Annotated in this window: 19 protein-coding genes and 2 tRNA genes; 12 read left to right on the top strand and 9 right to left on the bottom strand. The window is 69.9% G+C overall.

Translation table 11 applies throughout. From position 1 onward, the window contains the following. Positions 1-8: 8 nt before the first annotated feature. The 6 genes from gatC (at position 9) to ACFVR6_RS04420 (ending at position 5,760) form a co-directional block, all read left to right on the top strand. Positions 9-308, top strand: coding sequence for an Asp-tRNA(Asn)/Glu-tRNA(Gln) amidotransferase subunit GatC (gene gatC, locus ACFVR6_RS04445; RefSeq protein ID WP_386959216.1), 300 nt, complete (start codon positions 9-11; stop codon positions 306-308). After that, on the top strand, positions 305-1,816 hold the full coding sequence (gatA, locus tag ACFVR6_RS04440) for an Asp-tRNA(Asn)/Glu-tRNA(Gln) amidotransferase subunit GatA (RefSeq protein WP_386959214.1): 1,512 nt from the start codon (positions 305-307) through the stop codon (positions 1,814-1,816). The genes gatC and gatA overlap by 4 nt, the downstream gene beginning before the upstream one ends. Further along, on the top strand, positions 1,816-3,354 hold the full coding sequence (gene gatB / locus ACFVR6_RS04435; protein WP_386959212.1) for an Asp-tRNA(Asn)/Glu-tRNA(Gln) amidotransferase subunit GatB: 1,539 nt from the start codon (positions 1,816-1,818) through the stop codon (positions 3,352-3,354). The genes gatA and gatB overlap by 1 nt, the downstream gene beginning before the upstream one ends. A 196-nt stretch (positions 3,355-3,550) precedes the next feature. Continuing rightward, positions 3,551-4,816, top strand: coding sequence for a DNA polymerase IV (locus ACFVR6_RS04430; RefSeq protein WP_386959211.1), 1,266 nt, complete (start codon positions 3,551-3,553; stop codon positions 4,814-4,816). A gap of 55 nt (positions 4,817-4,871) precedes the next feature. Beyond that, the gene (locus tag ACFVR6_RS04425) at positions 4,872-5,192 is read left to right on the top strand and encodes a hypothetical protein (RefSeq protein ID WP_386959209.1); all 321 of its coding nucleotides are present in this window, start codon (positions 4,872-4,874) and stop codon (positions 5,190-5,192) included. After that, entirely contained in the window at positions 5,167-5,760 is a 594-nt protein-coding gene (locus tag ACFVR6_RS04420; protein WP_386959207.1) for a hypothetical protein, read from the top strand. Before ACFVR6_RS04425 ends, ACFVR6_RS04420 begins: the two co-directional genes overlap by 26 nt. A gap of 45 nt (positions 5,761-5,805) precedes the next feature. Here the strand turns inward: ACFVR6_RS04420 and ACFVR6_RS04415 are convergent, their stop codons facing one another. The 6 genes from ACFVR6_RS04415 to ACFVR6_RS04390 all read right to left on the bottom strand — a co-directional run bounded on the left by ACFVR6_RS04415 (position 5,806) and on the right by ACFVR6_RS04390 (position 7,989). After that, positions 5,806-6,315, bottom strand: a complete 510-nt coding sequence (locus ACFVR6_RS04415) for a DUF2017 family protein (RefSeq protein WP_386959205.1) — start codon at positions 6,313-6,315, stop codon at positions 5,806-5,808. Then, complete coding sequence (gene clpS, locus ACFVR6_RS04410; protein ID WP_386959203.1) at positions 6,312-6,608, bottom strand: ATP-dependent Clp protease adapter ClpS; 297 nt, start codon at positions 6,606-6,608, stop codon at positions 6,312-6,314. The genes ACFVR6_RS04415 and clpS overlap by 4 nt, the downstream gene beginning before the upstream one ends. Beyond that, positions 6,608-6,958 (bottom strand): metallopeptidase family protein, encoded by a 351-nt coding sequence (locus tag ACFVR6_RS04405; RefSeq protein WP_386960245.1) that lies wholly within the window; start codon positions 6,956-6,958, stop codon positions 6,608-6,610. Before ACFVR6_RS04405 ends, clpS begins: the two co-directional genes overlap by 1 nt. Before the next feature lie 176 nt (positions 6,959-7,134). Continuing rightward, positions 7,135-7,210, bottom strand: a tRNA-His gene (locus ACFVR6_RS04400). 37 nt (positions 7,211-7,247) lie between these two features. Continuing rightward, complete coding sequence (gene orn, locus ACFVR6_RS04395) at positions 7,248-7,874, bottom strand: oligoribonuclease (protein ID WP_386959201.1); 627 nt, start codon at positions 7,872-7,874, stop codon at positions 7,248-7,250. A 42-nt stretch (positions 7,875-7,916) separates the two neighbouring features. Beyond that, a tRNA-Arg gene (locus tag ACFVR6_RS04390) sits at positions 7,917-7,989 on the bottom strand. 99 nt (positions 7,990-8,088) lie between these two features. Here ACFVR6_RS04390 and ACFVR6_RS04385 point away from each other — a divergent pair. After that, positions 8,089-8,301 carry a methyltransferase gene (locus ACFVR6_RS04385; RefSeq protein WP_386959199.1) on the top strand — a complete coding sequence of 71 codons (213 nt, stop codon included), beginning with the start codon at positions 8,089-8,091 and terminating at the stop codon, positions 8,299-8,301. A gap of 3 nt (positions 8,302-8,304) precedes the next feature. Here ACFVR6_RS04385 and ACFVR6_RS04380 read toward each other — a convergent pair whose 3' ends face one another. Beyond that, positions 8,305-8,922 (bottom strand): membrane protein YczE, encoded by a 618-nt coding sequence (locus ACFVR6_RS04380; protein ID WP_386959197.1) that lies wholly within the window; start codon positions 8,920-8,922, stop codon positions 8,305-8,307. 61 nt (positions 8,923-8,983) lie between these two features. Here ACFVR6_RS04380 and ACFVR6_RS04375 point away from each other — a divergent pair, with 61 nt between their 5' ends. Next, a complete protein-coding gene (locus ACFVR6_RS04375) occupies positions 8,984-10,414 on the top strand; it encodes a MocR-like transcription factor YczR (RefSeq protein ID WP_386959195.1) in 1,431 nt (476 codons plus the stop codon). Between the two features lies 1 nt (position 10,415). Here ACFVR6_RS04375 and ACFVR6_RS04370 read toward each other — a convergent pair whose 3' ends face one another. Continuing rightward, positions 10,416-10,667: a hypothetical protein gene (locus ACFVR6_RS04370; RefSeq protein ID WP_386959194.1), complete on the bottom strand. Its 252-nt coding sequence runs from the start codon at positions 10,665-10,667 to the stop codon at positions 10,416-10,418. A 412-nt stretch (positions 10,668-11,079) separates the two neighbouring features. Between ACFVR6_RS04370 and ssb the strand changes: the two genes are divergently transcribed. From ssb to ACFVR6_RS04350, 4 genes are read left to right on the top strand one after another with little or no spacing between them, the layout of a single operon-like run. After that, a complete protein-coding gene (gene ssb, locus ACFVR6_RS04365; protein WP_386959192.1) occupies positions 11,080-11,664 on the top strand; it encodes a single-stranded DNA-binding protein in 585 nt (194 codons plus the stop codon). Between the two features lie 45 nt (positions 11,665-11,709). Further along, on the top strand, positions 11,710-12,216 hold the full coding sequence (locus tag ACFVR6_RS04360; protein WP_386959190.1) for a DUF6993 domain-containing protein: 507 nt from the start codon (positions 11,710-11,712) through the stop codon (positions 12,214-12,216). A gap of 50 nt (positions 12,217-12,266) precedes the next feature. Further along, complete coding sequence (ettA, locus tag ACFVR6_RS04355; protein WP_386959188.1) at positions 12,267-13,946, top strand: energy-dependent translational throttle protein EttA; 1,680 nt, start codon at positions 12,267-12,269, stop codon at positions 13,944-13,946. Positions 13,947-13,965: 19 nt separating this feature from the next. Then, a complete protein-coding gene (locus tag ACFVR6_RS04350) occupies positions 13,966-14,430 on the top strand; it encodes an acyl-CoA thioesterase (protein ID WP_386959186.1) in 465 nt (154 codons plus the stop codon). Positions 14,431-14,440: 10 nt separating this feature from the next. Here ACFVR6_RS04350 and ACFVR6_RS04345 read toward each other — a convergent pair whose 3' ends face one another. Continuing rightward, positions 14,441-15,289 (bottom strand): acyl-CoA thioesterase, encoded by an 849-nt coding sequence (locus ACFVR6_RS04345; RefSeq protein WP_386960242.1) that lies wholly within the window; start codon positions 15,287-15,289, stop codon positions 14,441-14,443. Positions 15,290-15,353 lie beyond the last annotated feature (64 nt).

Here is a 15,353-nt window from a genome sequence, read left to right as displayed (position 1 = left end):
CTTGGGGCGTGTCAGAAATCACCCCCGATCTCGTGCGCCATCTCGGCGTTCTCGCCCGGATCCAGCTCAGCGACGAGGAGGTCGAGCAGCTCACCGGCCAGCTCGACGTCATCGTCGACAACATCGCCAAGGTTTCGGCGGTCGCCACGGCCGACGTGCCGGCGACGAGCCACCCGGTCCCGCTGCAGAACGTGTTCCGCCCCGACGTCCCCGGCGACATGCTCACCGTCGCCCAGGTGCTGCAGAACGCGCCCGACGCCGCCGATGACCGCTTCCGCGTGACCGCCATCCTGGGAGAAGAGCAGTGACCGATCTGACCAGGCTCACCGCCGCCGACCTCGCCGCTTCCCTCGCGTCGCGCGAGGTGTCCAGTGTCGAGACGACCCAGGCCCACCTCGACCGCATCGCCGCCGTCGACGGCGACGTGCACGCGTTCCTCCACGTCAGCGACCACGCGCTGGACGTCGCCGCCGACATCGACCGCCGCCGCGCCGCCGGCGAGCAGCTCGGCGTGCTCGCCGGTGTGCCGCTGGCCATCAAGGACGTGCTGGTCACGACCGACATGCCCTCCACGAGCGGGTCGAAGATCCTCGAGGGCTTCATGTCGCCCTACGACGCCACCGTCGTCGCGCGCTCGCGTGCGGCCGGACTCGTGCCGCTGGGCAAGACCAACATGGACGAGTTCGCCATGGGGTCCTCCACGGAGCACTCGGCATACGGTCCCACGCACAACCCCTGGGACCTCGATCGCATCCCCGGCGGATCCGGCGGTGGCTCCGCGGCCGCCGTCGCCGCCTTCGAGGCGCCGATCGCACTCGGTTCCGACACCGGCGGCTCGATCCGCCAGCCGGCGCACGTCACCGGCACGGTCGGCATGAAGCCGACCTACGGCGGAGTGAGCCGTTACGGCGCCATCGCCCTGGCATCCAGCCTCGACCAGGTCGGCCCCGTCTCGCGCACCGTGCTCGACTCGGCGCTGCTGCACGATGTCATCGGCGGACACGACCCGCACGATGCGACGTCCCTCACCGATCAGTGGCCGTCGTTCGCCGACGCCGCCCGCGAAGGCGCGCGTGGCGACGTGCTGAAGGGCCTGAAGGTCGGCGTCATCCGCGAGCTCGACGACAGCGGCTTCCAGGCCGGCGTCTCGGCGTCGTTCCGCGAGGCTCTCGCCGCGATGGAGGCCCAGGGTGCGGAGATCGTCGAGGTCAGCGCCCCGCACTTCGAGTACGGCGTGGCCGCGTACTACCTGATCCTCCCCGCCGAGGCATCCAGCAACCTGGCGAAGTTCGATTCGGTGCGTTTCGGCATGCGCGTGAACGTCCCCGGCGGCACCGTCGAGGACGTCATGGCCGCCACCCGCGATGCCGGGTTCGGCCCCGAGGTCAAGCGCCGAGTGATCCTCGGGACCTACGCGCTGTCGGCCGGCTACTACGACGCCTACTACGGCTCGGCGCAGAAGGTGCGCACCCTCATCCAGCAGGACTTCGACGCGGCGTTCGCGCAGGTCGACATCATCGCGACGCCGTCGGCGCCCACCACGGCCTTCCGCCTGGGTGAGAAGATCGACGACCCGCTGCAGATGTACCTCAACGACGTCACCACGATCCCTGCGAACCTCGCCGGTGTGCCGGGCATCTCGATCCCGTCGGGGCTCGCCGCCGAAGACGGGCTGCCCGTCGGCATCCAGTTCCTCGCCCCCGTGCGAGAGGACGCGCGCCTGTACCGCGTGGGTGCCGCCGTGGAGTCCGTGCTCGTCGATCGATGGGGTGCGCCGCTGCTCGAGCGCGCTCCGATGCTGGGAGGAAACCGCTGATGGCGAAGAACGCGCTGATGGACTACGACAAGGCGCTGGAGCTGTTCGAGCCGGTTCTCGGCTTCGAGGTGCACGTCGAGCTCAACACCGAGACGAAGATGTTCTCCGCGGCGGGCAACCCCGCGAACGAGAAGAACCACGCGGCGGGGCCCAACACCCTCGTCGCGCCCGTGGACATGGGTCTTCCCGGCTCCATGCCCGTCGTCAACGCCGAGGCCGTCCGCTCGTCGATCAGCCTCGGGCTCGCCCTCGGATGCTCGATCGCGCCGTCGAGCCGCTTCGCGCGCAAGAACTACTTCTACCCGGACCTGGGCAAGAACTATCAGATTTCGCAGTACGACGAGCCGATCGCCTTCGAGGGCCAGGTCGAGATCGAGCTGTCCGACGGCGAGACCGTCGTGATCCCGATCGAGCGCGCGCACATGGAGGAGGATGCCGGGAAGCTCACCCACATGGGTGGCGCGACCGGTCGCATCCAGGGCGCCGAGTACTCGCTCGTCGACTACAACCGCGCCGGCGTGCCGCTGGTCGAGATCGTCACGAAGCCGATCATCGGCGCGGAGCACCGGGCTCCCGAGATCGCGAAGGCCTACATCGCGACGATCCGCGACATCGTGCGGGGTCTGGGCATCTCCGAAGCCCGCATGGAGCGCGGCAACCTGCGCTGCGATGCCAACGTCTCGCTGCGGCCGCGCGTGGCGCCGGGCGAGCCGACCCCGCCGCTCGGTACCCGAACCGAGACCAAGAACGTGAACTCGATGCGCTCGGTCGAGCGCGCCGTGCGTCACGAGATCCAGCGGCAGGCGGCGATCCTCGCCGCCGGCGGGACGATCATCCAGGAGACGCGCCACTGGCACGAGGACACCGGCACCACCTCGCCGGGTCGCCCCAAGTCCGACGCGGACGACTACCGCTACTTCCCGGAGCCGGATCTGCTTCCGGTGGTGCCCTCCGCCGAGCTGATCGAAGAGCTGCGCGCGGCGCTGCCCGAGCCGCCGGCGGCCCACCGTCGCCGGCTGAAGGCCGAGTGGGGTTTCACCGACCTGGAGTTCCAGGACGTCGCCAATGGCGGTCTGCTGGCCGAGGTCGAGGCGACGATCGCGGCGGGGGCGACTCCGGCAGCAGCCCGCAAGTGGTGGACGGGTGAGATCACCCGCCTCGCGAACGCGGCCGGCCGTGAGCCGAGCGAACTGGTGTCGCCGGCCGACGTCGCCGCGGTTCAGGTGCTTGTGGATGCCGGCACGCTCAACGACAAGCTGGCCCGCCAGGTGCTCGAGGGTGTCATCGCCGGCGAGGGAACGCCGCAGGAGGTCGTCGATGTGCGCGGTCTCGCCGTCGTCTCTGACGACGGGGCGCTCATCGCGGCGATCGATGAGGCGCTGGCATCGCAGCCCGACGTGATGGCGAAGATCCGTGACGGCAAGGTGCAGGCCGCCGGTGCGGTGATCGGCGCCGTGATGAAGGCGATGAAGGGCCAGGCCGATGCCGCGCGCGTGCGCGAGCTGATCCTAGAGCGCGCCTCCACCCCCGCCGAGTGAGCATTCGCGTCGCCGAGTGAGTACTCGCGTCGCCGAGTGAGCATTCGCGTCGCCGAGTGAGCATTGGTGTCAGCCTCGCGTCGCGTGCCATCGCACGGCGCGGGGCTGACGCTTTTCGGGCGAGGTTCCGCGAGTACTCACTCGGTGCGACGAATACTCACTCGGCGGTGTCGGGGGATGCAGGGATGATGGAGATATGGGACGCGGTGACGGTACGGGGCGGATCGTCTCGCCCGACGGCGCGGACGACACGGGCACCAGGATCCTCCACGTCGACATGGACGCTTTCTACGCGGCCGTGGAGGTGCTCGACGACCCGAGCTTGAAGGGCAAGCCGATCATCATCGGCGCGCCCGAGGGTCGCAGTGTCGTCTCCAGCGCGTCGTACGAGGCGCGGCGCTTCGGCGTGCGATCGGCGATGCCCGTCAGCCAGGCACTCCGGCTCTGTCCGCAGGCGATTGTCGTGATGCCCCACTTCGAGCGCTACCTCGCCCTCTCGAAGCAGGTGATGGCGATCTTCCACGATGTCACTCCGCTGGTCGAACCGCTCTCGATCGACGAGGCCTTCCTCGACGTCCACGGCGCACGGCGGCTGTGGGGGAGCCCGGGCGAGATCGCGCGCACGCTGCGCGCCCGAGTGCTGGCGGAGACGGGCCTCGTGTGCAGCATCGGCGTGGCGGCGACCAAGCACGTGGCCAAGATGGCATCCACCATCTCCAAGCCCGACGGTCTGCTGATCGTGCCGGAAGCCGAGACACGGGCCTTCCTCGCCGCGCGACCGGTCGGCGCCCTCTGGGGCGTGGGGCCGAAGGCCGCCCAATCCCTCGCCGGTCGTGGCATCCACACCGTCGCCGATGTGCTCGCCACGCCCCGCGGTGTGCTCGACCGCGCGCTCGGACCCGCGATGGGAGAGCGCATCTGGCAACTGGCACACGGCATCGACGCCCGTGAAGTGCAGACCGAACGCGTCGAGAAGAGCGTCGGTCACGAAGAGACGTTCCACGACGACATCGCCGACCCCGCAGTGCTCCGCACCGAACTGCGGCGACTCGCCGACCGTGTCGGCGCCCGCCTGCGCGCGAACGGCTGGGAAGCGGCCACGATCGCCCTGAAGCTCCGCTTCGCGGACTTCACCACCATCACCCGCTCGCAGACTCTGCCCGAACCGACCGCCGTCGGCCAGCGCATCGGGGATGCCGCGTGGGACCTGTTCGCCCACGTCGACCTGCGCATGCCGGTGCGTCTGATCGGCGTGCGGGCCGAGAATCTGCGCCCGGCGGGCGGCGGGGCGCTCACCCTCTGGGACGACGACGGCGACTGGCGCCGCATCGAGCAAGCCCTCGACGGCGCCCGCGAGCGGTTCGGCCGCGCCGCGGTGACGCGCGCCACCCTGCTCGGCAAAGCACGTGATCTCGGCGCGCTGCCGACGAACCCGCGGCCGCCACGGGACGACCGCGCCTGAGCACTGCTCACTGATCCCGCTGGGCCGGAGCGGCTTCGGCCGGTACGGTGGGGGCATGCCCAACATCGCACTGGATCTCGGTAAGCAGTCCGCCTCGTTCGGCGTCACCAGCGCCTACGGGGAGAAGCAGGAGCTCGACGGCATCACCCTCGTCCCGGTCGCGCTGGCGTGGTCCGGCTTCGGCGGCGGTTCGGATGCCGATGGCAACGGCGGCGGTGGCGGTGGCGGCTACGCCGTGCCGCTGGGTGCCTACGTGCGCAAGGGCGATGACCTGCGGTTCGAGCCGAACGTGGTGTCGTTCCTCGCGGTGGCGATCCCCTTCGTGTGGGTGGCCGGGCGTGCGCTCAGCCGTGTCATCCGAGCCCTCAAGAAGTAGCGTCGACGCCCTCTCGCCCGCGCTCGACGCTGCCGCCGACGCGCTGGTCGATGCGGTGCGCCGCGCGGGAACCGCTCGTCTGATCGTTCTGATCGACGGCCGCAGCGGCGCCGGGAAATCGACGCTGGCGCGCGAATTGGCCGCGCGCTGGCCGCGATCGGGGGGCGTGCACGTGATCGCGCTCGACTCGCTGTATCCGGGCTGGGACGGGCTTGCCGCGGGTGCCGACTATGCGCGGGAGCGGATCCTCCTGCCGCACTCCCGCGGCGAGCACGGTGTGTGGCAGCGTTGGGATTGGGATGCCGGCGCGCGCGCGGAAACGCACGTGGTCGACCCCGCACTCCCGCTCATCGTCGAGGGCGCCGGAGCGCTCACTGCCCCGAGCGCGCAGCTCGCCGGCATCCGGGTCTGGCTCGATTCGCCGACCGAGACGCGGATGGCGCGCGCCATCGGCCGCGACGGCGACGCGTATCGGCCGCACTGGGATCGCTGGGCGGCGCAGGAGGAGCGTCACCTCGCCCAGGACGGACCGCGGGAACTGGCGACCCACGTCTTCGACGTGCCCTGAGCGCGGGCATCGCCTGCCCGCGAGCGCGGCGAGGCCGCGCCGCGATCACGCGTCGAGCGCGGCGACGAGCCCGTCGAGGCGGTAGCCGAGCCAGTCGTAGATGCCGAATCGTGGGTCACCGTCATCGTGGTCGTCGTCGGTGTCGATGCCGAGGCGCGTGGCCAGGACCAGGCGCAGCGCGTTGAGCGTACGCAGCCATGCCTGCGCGCGGGCGCGAGGGAGCCGGATCTCGACCGTTTCGGTGAGCTCGTCGTCGCTCAGCCCGCCGGTATCCCAGGGCTCGCCGTCGGGGGAGAGGTCCTGCAGTACCGCGACGGCCTCATCCTGCCGACGCTGGAGCAGGTCTGCGGCGGTGAGCGCGCGGAACTCCCGCGCCGCCGCCGCATCGTCGCGGTAGGCGTCGGGGACGAGCCGGGCCAGTGCAGGGTCGTCGGGCAGCAACGAGCCGTCCGTCGGCGATTCGGCGAGCAATTCCGCGAACTGCCCGACGAGGTCCGCGAGGTGGGCCGCCTCGATGACGCTGATCTCCAGCACCACGGGGCTGTCCCGGTTCACTGCGGTGCCTGCTGCACGGTCGCCCAGAGCCCGTAGTCGTGCATCGCCTGCGCGTGCAGCTCCATCTGTTCGCGCGGGCCCTCCGAGACGACTGCCCGGCCTTCGTGGTGCACGGCGAGCATGAGACGCGTGGCGACCTCGGGCGGGTGTCCGAAATACTCCCGGAACACGTGCACGACGTAGGTCATGAGGTTGACCGGGTCGTTCCAGACGACCGTCTGCCACGGTCGCTCCGGATCGACCCGTTCGTCGGAGCGGGTCACCTCATCGATGTCGGGCAGGGCGATGCTCATCAGGCCCAGCCCAGTTCGTGGAGGCGTTCGTCGTCGATGCCGTAGAAGTGGGCGATCTCGTGCACGAGGGTCGTATGCACTTCGTCGCGGAGCGCGTCGACGGTGTCGCAGGCGTGGAGGTGCGGTTCCCGGTAGATCAGGATGCGGTCGGGAAGCTCGCCCATGCCGTACCGGTCGCGCTCGGTCAGCGCCCAGCCGTCGTAGAGGCCGAACAGGTCGAGGCTGCCGTCCTCGGGGCGGTCCTCCACGACGAACACGACGTTGTCGAGGCCGTCGACCATGTCGTCGGGGAGGCGGTCGAGTTCGTCGGTGACGAGGGTCTCGAACGCCGCGGCATCCATCTGGATCATCCGTCCCGCCGACACATCGTGGTCTCCTCCTCGCGCGAGTGAAGCCATGCTCCTCGCGTGCGCACCCGTTGGCTCATCTTATCGAGGCCGCCCGACAGGCCGCCCGACGCCGAACAACGACACAGGCCCGGATCCGATCGAGGGGATTCCTCGACCCGATCCGGGCCTGTATCACTTGGGGTGAGTAACGGGGCTCGAACCCGCGACATCGGCCACCACAAGGCCGCGCTCTACCAACTGAGCTATACCCACCATGTCTCCTGCATCAGCAGGCAACCTCTCAATTCTCTCACAACTCTGGAGCGAATGATGACACCGCGGCAGCCGCGGCGGCACGCGCATCGTCACTGGTCGGACCGGGCGCGGGCACGAAGACCGCTTCGCGGTAATACGCCAGTTCGCGGATCGACTCCCGGATGTCGGCGAGGGCGCGGTGACCGCCCTCCTTCGCCGGCGCGTGGAAGTACGCGCGCGGGTACCAGCGGCGTGAGAGTTCTTTGATGCTCGAGACGTCGACGTTGCGGTAGTGCAGCCACCGGTCGACACGCGGCATGTACTTCGCCAGGAACATACGGTCGGTGCCGATGGTGTTGCCTGCCAGGGGCGCCTTGCCCTCGAGCGGCACGAATCTCTGGATGTACTCCAGCGCCTCATGCTCCGCCTGGGCCAGGCTCACGCCGCCGGGGAGTTCGGCCAGCAGGCCAGAGGCCTCATGCATCTTGGTCACGAAATCGTTCATGTTCGCCAGCGCCGAGGCGTCGGGCTTGATGACGATCTGGAAGCCCGGGTCGACCGCACGCAACTCGAAGTCGGTGATCACGATCGCGATCTCGACCAGCTCATCGACCGCCAGGTCCAGCCCGGTCATCTCGCAGTCGATCCACACGAGTCTGTCGTTCTCAGAAGGGCCCACCATGTAACCCATCCTATCGACGGGTTCGGACACGGCTTCCGCGCGTCCCCTCGAGGCGATTCGAACGCCTGACCAAGAGATTAGAAGGCTCCTGCTCTATCCACTGAGCTACGAGGGGTCCCTCCCAGGCTACCTGCGACGCTCCGAGAACACCGTGCACGGTGTGGCCTTCCGCGGGGTGTGGCGGTAGCGTCGCCGTGTCGGAAGGAGTTCGAAGATGAGCACGACCGAGAAGCGCACTCCACTGTGGGTCGCGTACGGCACCGGTGGTGTCGCCGGCACGATTCGCAAACTGGACGAGGGCTACCTCGTGACGATGGCGGGTGCCGATGACGTCCTGGGCACGTATCCGTCCATGGAGGTGGCCAAGAACGCCCTGCACTCCCAGATGCGCCCCGGCTCGGATTGGCCCGAGTTCCGCGAGCACTGAACCTCAGCCGGCGGGCTGTGCGGCGACGTCCATCGTGGGCGGCGCCGCGCGGCGTGTGTCGAGCAGGGGCAGCGCGACGTGCACGAGCGGACCGATGAGGACGGCGAACAGCACCGTGCCGATGCCGACCGTGCCGCCCAGCAGCCACCCGGCGATCAGCACGGTCGCCTCGACCAGCAGCCGGCACACCCAGATCGGCCAACCCAGGCGCGCGTGCAGCCCGGTCATCAGTCCGTCGCGCGGTCCCGGACCGAAGCGGGCGCCGATGTACAGGCCGGATGCCACGGCCACCGTCAGGATCCCGGCGAAGAACACCGCGAACTGGAGCGGCCAGCCTTCGATCTCCGGAACGAACAGCAGCGTGAACTGGATGCTCGTGCCGACGAGGAGGATGTTGGCGACCGTGCCGATGCCGGGCCGCTGACGCAGTGGGATCCATGCCGCCAGGACGGCAGCGCCGACGATCACGGTGATCCAGCCGATGCCGATGCCGGTCTGGCGCTCCAGCCCCTGCGCGAAGACCGTCCACGGGTCCAGACCGATGCCGGCCTGGATCATGAGCGCGCAGCCGGCGCCGAACAGGAGCAGTCCCACGATCAACTGCGTCACGCGTCTGGTCATGCGACCAGTCAATCGCAGAATTGGACTGCCTCGGAGAGGCCAATTCCGATATCGTGGCCTTGTGCTGTCCCGCATCTCTGCCCGCGCGCTCACCGCCGTTCTGGGTGGGTGGCGCACGCGAGAGCCTGCCTATGAGGCGTTGGCCGACGGCATCCGGCTGCTGTGCCTCGACAACCGCATCGCGCCGCGCACTGCATTGCCCGCGGAACGGGAACTGGCGTCGGCCCTCGGGCTCAGCCGCAGCACCATCTCGGCGGCCTACCGGAGCCTCCGCGAGTCCGGTCACATCGAGAGCGTGCGCGGCTCGGGGAGCATCACCGTGGCGCTCGGGCGCCGTGGCGCCGGCCGCGTGCGGGCCGCCCCCGACGCACTCGACCTCCAGCAGGCGAGCCCTGCGGCCTGGCCCGGCCTCGCGGGAGTCATGGCGCAGCTCATCGCCGATGCGCCGACCATCGTCGCCCGTGCCGGCTACGACGTGCTCGGCTCGCGCGCTCTTCGCGCGGCGATCGCCGAGGACTACACCGCGCGCGGCATCCCGACCGACCGGTCGCAGATCATGGTCACCACCGGAGCGCAGAGCGCCATCCACCTCATCGCCGGTGTGCTCGTCGGGCGCGGCGAGCCGGTGGTGCTGGAGACGCCGACCTACCCGCATGCCGCAGACGCCTTCCGCTCCGCGGGGGCGCGTCTGATCGGCGTTCCGGTCACGACTGCGGACGGATGGGATCTCGACCGCGCTGCCCAGGTCTTCGCGCGCAGCATGCCGACGGCCGCGTACCTCATCCCGCGGTTCCACAACCCCACCGGTCGCACGATGACGCCCGGCGAGCAGGAGGCGTTCCTCGTCGCCGCAGAGCGGGCCGGCAGTCTGCTGGTGCTGGATGAGACCACAGCCGACCTCTCGATCGAGACCACCACGGCCGAACCCGCCTTCGCTGCGGCGGCCGCGACCGCCCCCGATGTCATCCGCCTCGGTTCGCTCGGAAAGACCGTCTGGGGTGGACTGCGCGTCGGATGGATCCGTGCGGACGCGGACATCATCGCGCGATTGGTTGCGGCGCGGCCCGCGCGCGAGCTCGGAACCCCCGAGTTCGAGCAGGCACTGGCGACGGCGCTCTTCCCCCACATGCCCGAGATCCGGGCGCAGCGGGCGGCGGTGCTGCGCCAGGGACGGGATGCACTGGCAGAGGCCCTTGCGCGGCGGCTGCCGGAATGGGACGTGCCGCACGTGAACGGGGGAGTCTCGCTCTGGGTCGGGCTCGGCGCACCGCTGAGCTCCTCGCTCGTGCTGCGCGCGCGGGCCGAGGGCCTGCTGCTGTCGACGGGTGCGCGCTTCTCTCTCGACGGTGGCCACGAACGGCACCTCCGCCTGCCGTTCACCTCGACGCCCGAACAGCTCGTCCACGCCGTGGATGTGCTCGCGCAGGCGTGGGAGCGAGCCCGGGGGGACGCGCCCGCGGGATACGTGGAGGCGCTGGAAGCAGTCGTCTGACTCACCCCCCGAGGCGGAGGCAGTCCACCGCGTCCGCCGCGGTCCAGAAGTCGCCGACCGTGCGGAAGGCTCGGCGTGACGGCTGATACCTCAGCGCCCGATAGCGGGGATCGCCGTCGTCGACGAGGCGCTGCACGTGCCCCACGATGCGCCCGTCACCGTCGACGACGCGCCACAGTTCAGGTCCGGCGGGCACAAGGTGCAGTGACGACCCGGCACCCGTCAGGACCGGGGGAGCGGCGGTGGTGATCATCGAGTCTCCTTTCCGATGCGGTCGGTTCGAAGATATCTGCGACCGCCGACACCGGCTGCGGTCGCCGGCGCGCGGCATCCCGCCGTCGTGCGCCGACCGCGCGTGAGAAACCACTTCCCGGCGGAGACACCGCGCGATGCGGGGTGTTTCGTCCCAGAGGTGGTTTCTCGGCGTGGCGCATGCGGCGGACGCCGCAACGGACGCCGGCGGCCGATGCGGGCGGATGCCGACGCGCGACGACGCGCGGCTCCTCCACAGGGCCCGATCGGGCGGAATCGTCCCGAATCAGGCCGCCGCGCCGCACGCAGCGATGGCGGTGTCGTCACTCTGGAAGGGCTCCGGCATCCGACGGGCACGCGGGTGCCGGAGCGGCGGACACGACGTCCGTGCGATCAGAGAGGACGACATCACCATGAGCGAAACCATCACCGTGGCGGGAAACCTCGCGGCCGATCCCGAGCGGCGCACCACCGCCGGCGGAGACGCGGTCGTGAGCTTTCGCGTCGGCAGCACGCAGCGCCGACTGGACAAGGACACCGGGCAGTGGGTGGATGCCTATACGAACTGGTTCCACGTCTCGGCGTTCCGCACCCTCGCCGAGAACGCCCTGCTGTCGCTGCGCAAGGGCGACAGGGTCATCGTCACCGGCACGCTGCGCCTGCGCACGTGGGAGAACGACAGTCGCAGCGGGGTCACCGCCGACATCGACGCGGCCGCGATCGGCCCCGACCTGCGCTGGGGCACCACGGTGTTCACGCGGCGGGCGCGCGGTGAGGATCGGAACGACTCGCGCGGCGATCGTCCGGCGCCCACCGGCGCGGTGGATGCCGCGGGCTGGGCGCTGCCACCGTCGTCCGACGGCGACGCTCCATCCGTCGGCGCCGCCGAGGCACCCGAGGCCGCCGCGGTCCGCGCAGACGACGAGGCACCGGCACCGCGGCCCGCCGAGGGAGAGCTGGCGTGGGCGGGCGCGGCGGGACGTGAGACGCCGTTCTGATCCGCCTCGGAGGGCAGCACGGGTGGACCGCCATAGACTTCCGTCGTGCCCCACCCCGCCCTCAACGCCCGGATCCGCCGCTGCGGCATCCCGGTCGTCGTCGCGCTGCTCACGGCAGGCCTCCTGGCCGGGTGCACCGCGCAGCCCGAGCCCGCGCCCACGGCGGCCAGCGGCACGGCGGGGTCGACTCCGAGCCCGGCTGCTCCCACGCCGGCCGCCCCGCAGCTGGTTCCCGAAGGCTCCGCGGCGGACAACCTCCCGTTGTTCACCGCCGTCGCCGAGTCGGTATGGGCGTCCCCGCAGAAAGCGGAGGGTCGCGCCTACATCGACGCGCTGGTCGGCGCGGGCTTCGACAAAGCGGCCATGCAGATCACCGACGACGCCTCCACCATCGGCAATCCCGCAGAGTCGCTCGAGTTCTCGGTGCGGTGGGGCCAGGAGTGTCTCGTCGGCCAGGTCGGTCCCGTGGCCGACACCGTCATCACGATCACCACAGACGCCCTGCCGAGCGGAGGCTGTCTGCTCGGCGCCACCCGTCCGATCGACTGGTGAGTCCCGGCGGCGTCGGCGCCCCGGCCAAAGCCCCGTAGACTTGAACGGATATGGCTGAGTACATCTACCAGATGGTCCGCGCCCGTAAAGCTGTGGGCGACAAGTTGATCCTCGACGACGTCACGATGTCGTTCCTCCCCGGGGCGAAGATCGGCATGGTCGGCCCCAACGGCGCCGGCAAGTCGACGATCCTCAAGATCATGGCGGGCATGGACACGCCGTCCAACGGCGACGCGAAGCTGACCCCCGGTTTCACGGTCGGCATCCTCATGCAGGAGCCGGAGCTCGACGAGAGCAAGACCGTGCTGGAGAACATCCAGGAGGGCATCGCCATCAAGGCGAAGGTCGACCGCTTCAACGAGATCTCCGCCCTCATGTCCGACCCGGACGCCGACTTCGACGCGCTCCTGGCCGAGATGGGCACGCTGCAGGAGGAGATCGACGCCGCCGACGCCTGGGACCTCGACTCCCAGCTCGAGCAGGCGATGGACGCCCTGCGCACGCCGCCGGCGGATGCCTCGGTCGCGAATCTCTCCGGTGGTGAGAAGCGCCGCGTGGCGCTCACCAAGCTGCTCCTGCAGAAGCCCGACCTGCTGCTCCTGGACGAGCCCACCAACCACCTCGACGCCGAGAGCGTGCTCTGGCTCGAGCAGCACCTGCAGAAGTACGCAGGCGCCGTCATCGCCGTCACCCACGACCGGTACTTTCTCGACAACGTCGCGGAGTGGATCGCCGAGGTCGACCGCGGCCGCCTGATCGGCTACGAGGGCAACTACTCCACCTACCTGGAGAAGAAGGGCGAGCGCCTCGCGATCCAGGGCAAGAAGGACGCCAAGCTCGCCAAGCGCCTCGCCGAAGAGCTTGAATGGGTGCGCTCCAACGCGAAGGGCCGCCAGGCCAAGTCGAAGTCGCGTCTGGCCCGCTACGAAGAGATGGCTGCGGAGGCCGACCGCACCCGCAAGCTCGACTTCGAAGAGATCCAGATCCCGCCGGGGCCGCGCCTGGGTGGCATCGTCATCGAGGCGAAGAAGCTCGAGAAGGGCTTCGACGGCCGTCCGCTCATCGACGGGCTGAGCTTCAGCCTGCCGCCCAACGGCATCGTCGGTGTCATCGGCCCGAACGGTGTCGGCAAGACGACGCTCTTCAAGACGATCGTGGGCCTCGAGCCGCTCGACGGCGGTCAGCTGAAGATCGGCGAGACGGTCAAGATCAGCTACGTCGACCAGACCCGCTCCAACATCGACCCGAACAAGACGCTCTGGGAGGTCGTCTCCGACGGCCTGGACATCATCACGGTCGGCAAGATCGAGATCCCCTCGCGCGCCTACGTGTCGAAGTTCGGCTTCAAGGGCCCGGACCAGCAGAAGAAGGCGGGCGTCCTCTCCGGTGGTGAGCGCAACCGCCTGAACCTCGCCCTCACCCTCAAGGAGGGCGGCAACCTGCTGCTCCTCGACGAGCCGACCAACGACCTCGACGTCGAGACCCTCAGCTCGCTCGAGAACGCCCTGCTGGAGTTCCCCGGCTGCGCCGTGGTCATCACGCACGACCGGTGGTTCCTCGACCGCATCGCGACGCACATCCTGGCGTACGAAGGCACCGAGGAGAACCCCGGGCAGTGGTACTGGTTCGAGGGCAACTTCGAGGCCTACGAGGCGAACAAGATCGAGCGCCTCGGTCCGGACGCGGCCAACCCGCACCGGTCGACGTACCGCAAGCTCACGCGTGACTGAGGCCGCTCGGCGCATTCACGTGCCGATCCACCTTCGGTGGGGCGACCTCGACGCGCTGAACCACGTCAACAACACCTCGATGCTGAAGCTGCTCGAGGAGGCGCGGCTGCGCGCCTTCTGGCAGCCGGATGCCGGGATGGACGGTCCGCCGACCGCAGTGCTCGAGGCGGGGCTCAGTGCGAACGGCGAGACGATGACCCTCATCGCGCGCCAGGAGATCGAGTACCTCGCGCCGGTGCCGTACCAGCAGCGGCCACTCGACGTGCAGCTGTGGATCGGGCGGATCGGCGGATCGAGCATCGACGTCTGCTACGACGTCTACAGCCCGGTCGGCGAGACGCCGCAGATGCTGTACGCCCGTTCGACGGCCGTCGTGGTCATGGTCAACGCCGCCACAGGTCGGCCGACACGACTGACACCGCGCATGCGCGAGGCGTGGGAGCCGTACGTCAGCGCGCCGATCTCCTACGCGCACCGCCGCTGAGGCGACGGGGTCAGCGAAGGCCGGGCACGCGGATCATGATCTCCTGCGCGACGCTGGCCAGCAATTCGCCCGATCGGCTGTAGATGCGGCCGGTCGACAGGCCCCTCCCGCTGCGGGCACTCGGGGACTCCTGAACGTAGAGCACCCACTCGTCGACGCGGCCGAACCGGTGCCACCACATGGCGTGGTCGAGGCTCGCGACCTTGAGGCCAGGGGTGGACCACGATACGCCGTGCGCGCGCAGCACCGGCTCCTGGATCGTGAAGTCGCTGAGGTAGGCCATCACCGCGCGGTGCACGGCCGGGTCATCGGGCAGGCGCGACCGCGTGCGCATCCACACCATCTGGTGCGGGACGTGCGCGCCCTCGACGGTGTCGTAGATCGGGGAGTCGACGTAGCGCAGCTCCAGCGGACCGTCGGCGAGCACCCGCTGCGACATCGGGTGGACCTGAGGGCTGAGCCCGTCGGCTCCGGCGAGTTCCTCGGGGGCGGGGACCCCGGCGGGCATGGGCGCGTGATGCTCGATGCCAGGATCCTCGTCCTCGAACGAGGAGATCATCGAGAAGATCGGCACGCCCTCCTGGTAGGCCTGCGTGCGCCGGGTCGAGAACGAGCGGCCGTCGTGGATGCGGTCGACCGAGAACGTGATGCCCTTCGATGCGTCGCCGGGACGCAGGAAGTACCCGTGCATCGAGTGCGGGATGCGCTCGGGCGGAAGCGTGCGCGCGGCGGCGGCGATGGCCTGCGCGAGCACCTGGCCGCCGAAGACCCTGCCGGACGGCATGGCGTGCGAGGCGCCCGTGAAGATGTCTTCGGTCGTGCGTGCCTCGGAGGCGGCCAGGTCGATCACCGAGAGCATCGTCGCGACAGGATCGGGCTTCGAATCGGTCACGGCTCTCCTGTTCTGCGCGGCGCGCACAGCA

It is taken from the genome of Microbacterium sp. NPDC058021 (assembly GCF_042885955.1).
Taxonomy (GTDB): domain Bacteria; phylum Actinomycetota; class Actinomycetes; order Actinomycetales; family Microbacteriaceae; genus Microbacterium.
The sequence above is the reverse complement of the archived record's forward strand: the minus strand, read 5'-3'. Positions and strand labels throughout refer to the sequence as shown.

Excerpts from the sequence above, each read along its gene's own strand:
- ettA (WP_386959188.1), top strand. The coding sequence starts at position 12,267 with ATGGCTGAGTACATCTACCAGATGGTCCGCGCCCGTAAAGCTGTGGGC.
- ACFVR6_RS04345 (WP_386960242.1), bottom strand. The coding sequence starts at position 15,289 with ATGCTCTCGGTGATCGACCTGGCCGCCTCCGAGGCACGCACGACCGAA.
- ACFVR6_RS04370 (WP_386959194.1), bottom strand. The coding sequence starts at position 10,667 with ATGATCACCACCGCCGCTCCCCCGGTCCTGACGGGTGCCGGGTCGTCA.
- gatB (WP_386959212.1), top strand. The coding sequence starts at position 1,816 with ATGGCGAAGAACGCGCTGATGGACTACGACAAGGCGCTGGAGCTGTTC.
- ACFVR6_RS04405 (WP_386960245.1), bottom strand. The coding sequence starts at position 6,958 with ATGATCCAGATGGATGCCGCGGCGTTCGAGACCCTCGTCACCGACGAA.
- ACFVR6_RS04385 (WP_386959199.1), top strand. The coding sequence starts at position 8,089 with ATGAGCACGACCGAGAAGCGCACTCCACTGTGGGTCGCGTACGGCACC.
- ACFVR6_RS04430 (WP_386959211.1), top strand. The coding sequence starts at position 3,551 with ATGGGACGCGGTGACGGTACGGGGCGGATCGTCTCGCCCGACGGCGCG.
- ACFVR6_RS04380 (WP_386959197.1), bottom strand. The coding sequence starts at position 8,922 with ATGACCAGACGCGTGACGCAGTTGATCGTGGGACTGCTCCTGTTCGGC.
- ssb (WP_386959192.1), top strand. The coding sequence starts at position 11,080 with ATGAGCGAAACCATCACCGTGGCGGGAAACCTCGCGGCCGATCCCGAG.
- clpS (WP_386959203.1), bottom strand. The coding sequence starts at position 6,608 with ATGAGCATCGCCCTGCCCGACATCGATGAGGTGACCCGCTCCGACGAA.
- orn (WP_386959201.1), bottom strand. The coding sequence starts at position 7,874 with ATGGTGGGCCCTTCTGAGAACGACAGACTCGTGTGGATCGACTGCGAG.
- ACFVR6_RS04425 (WP_386959209.1), top strand. The coding sequence starts at position 4,872 with ATGCCCAACATCGCACTGGATCTCGGTAAGCAGTCCGCCTCGTTCGGC.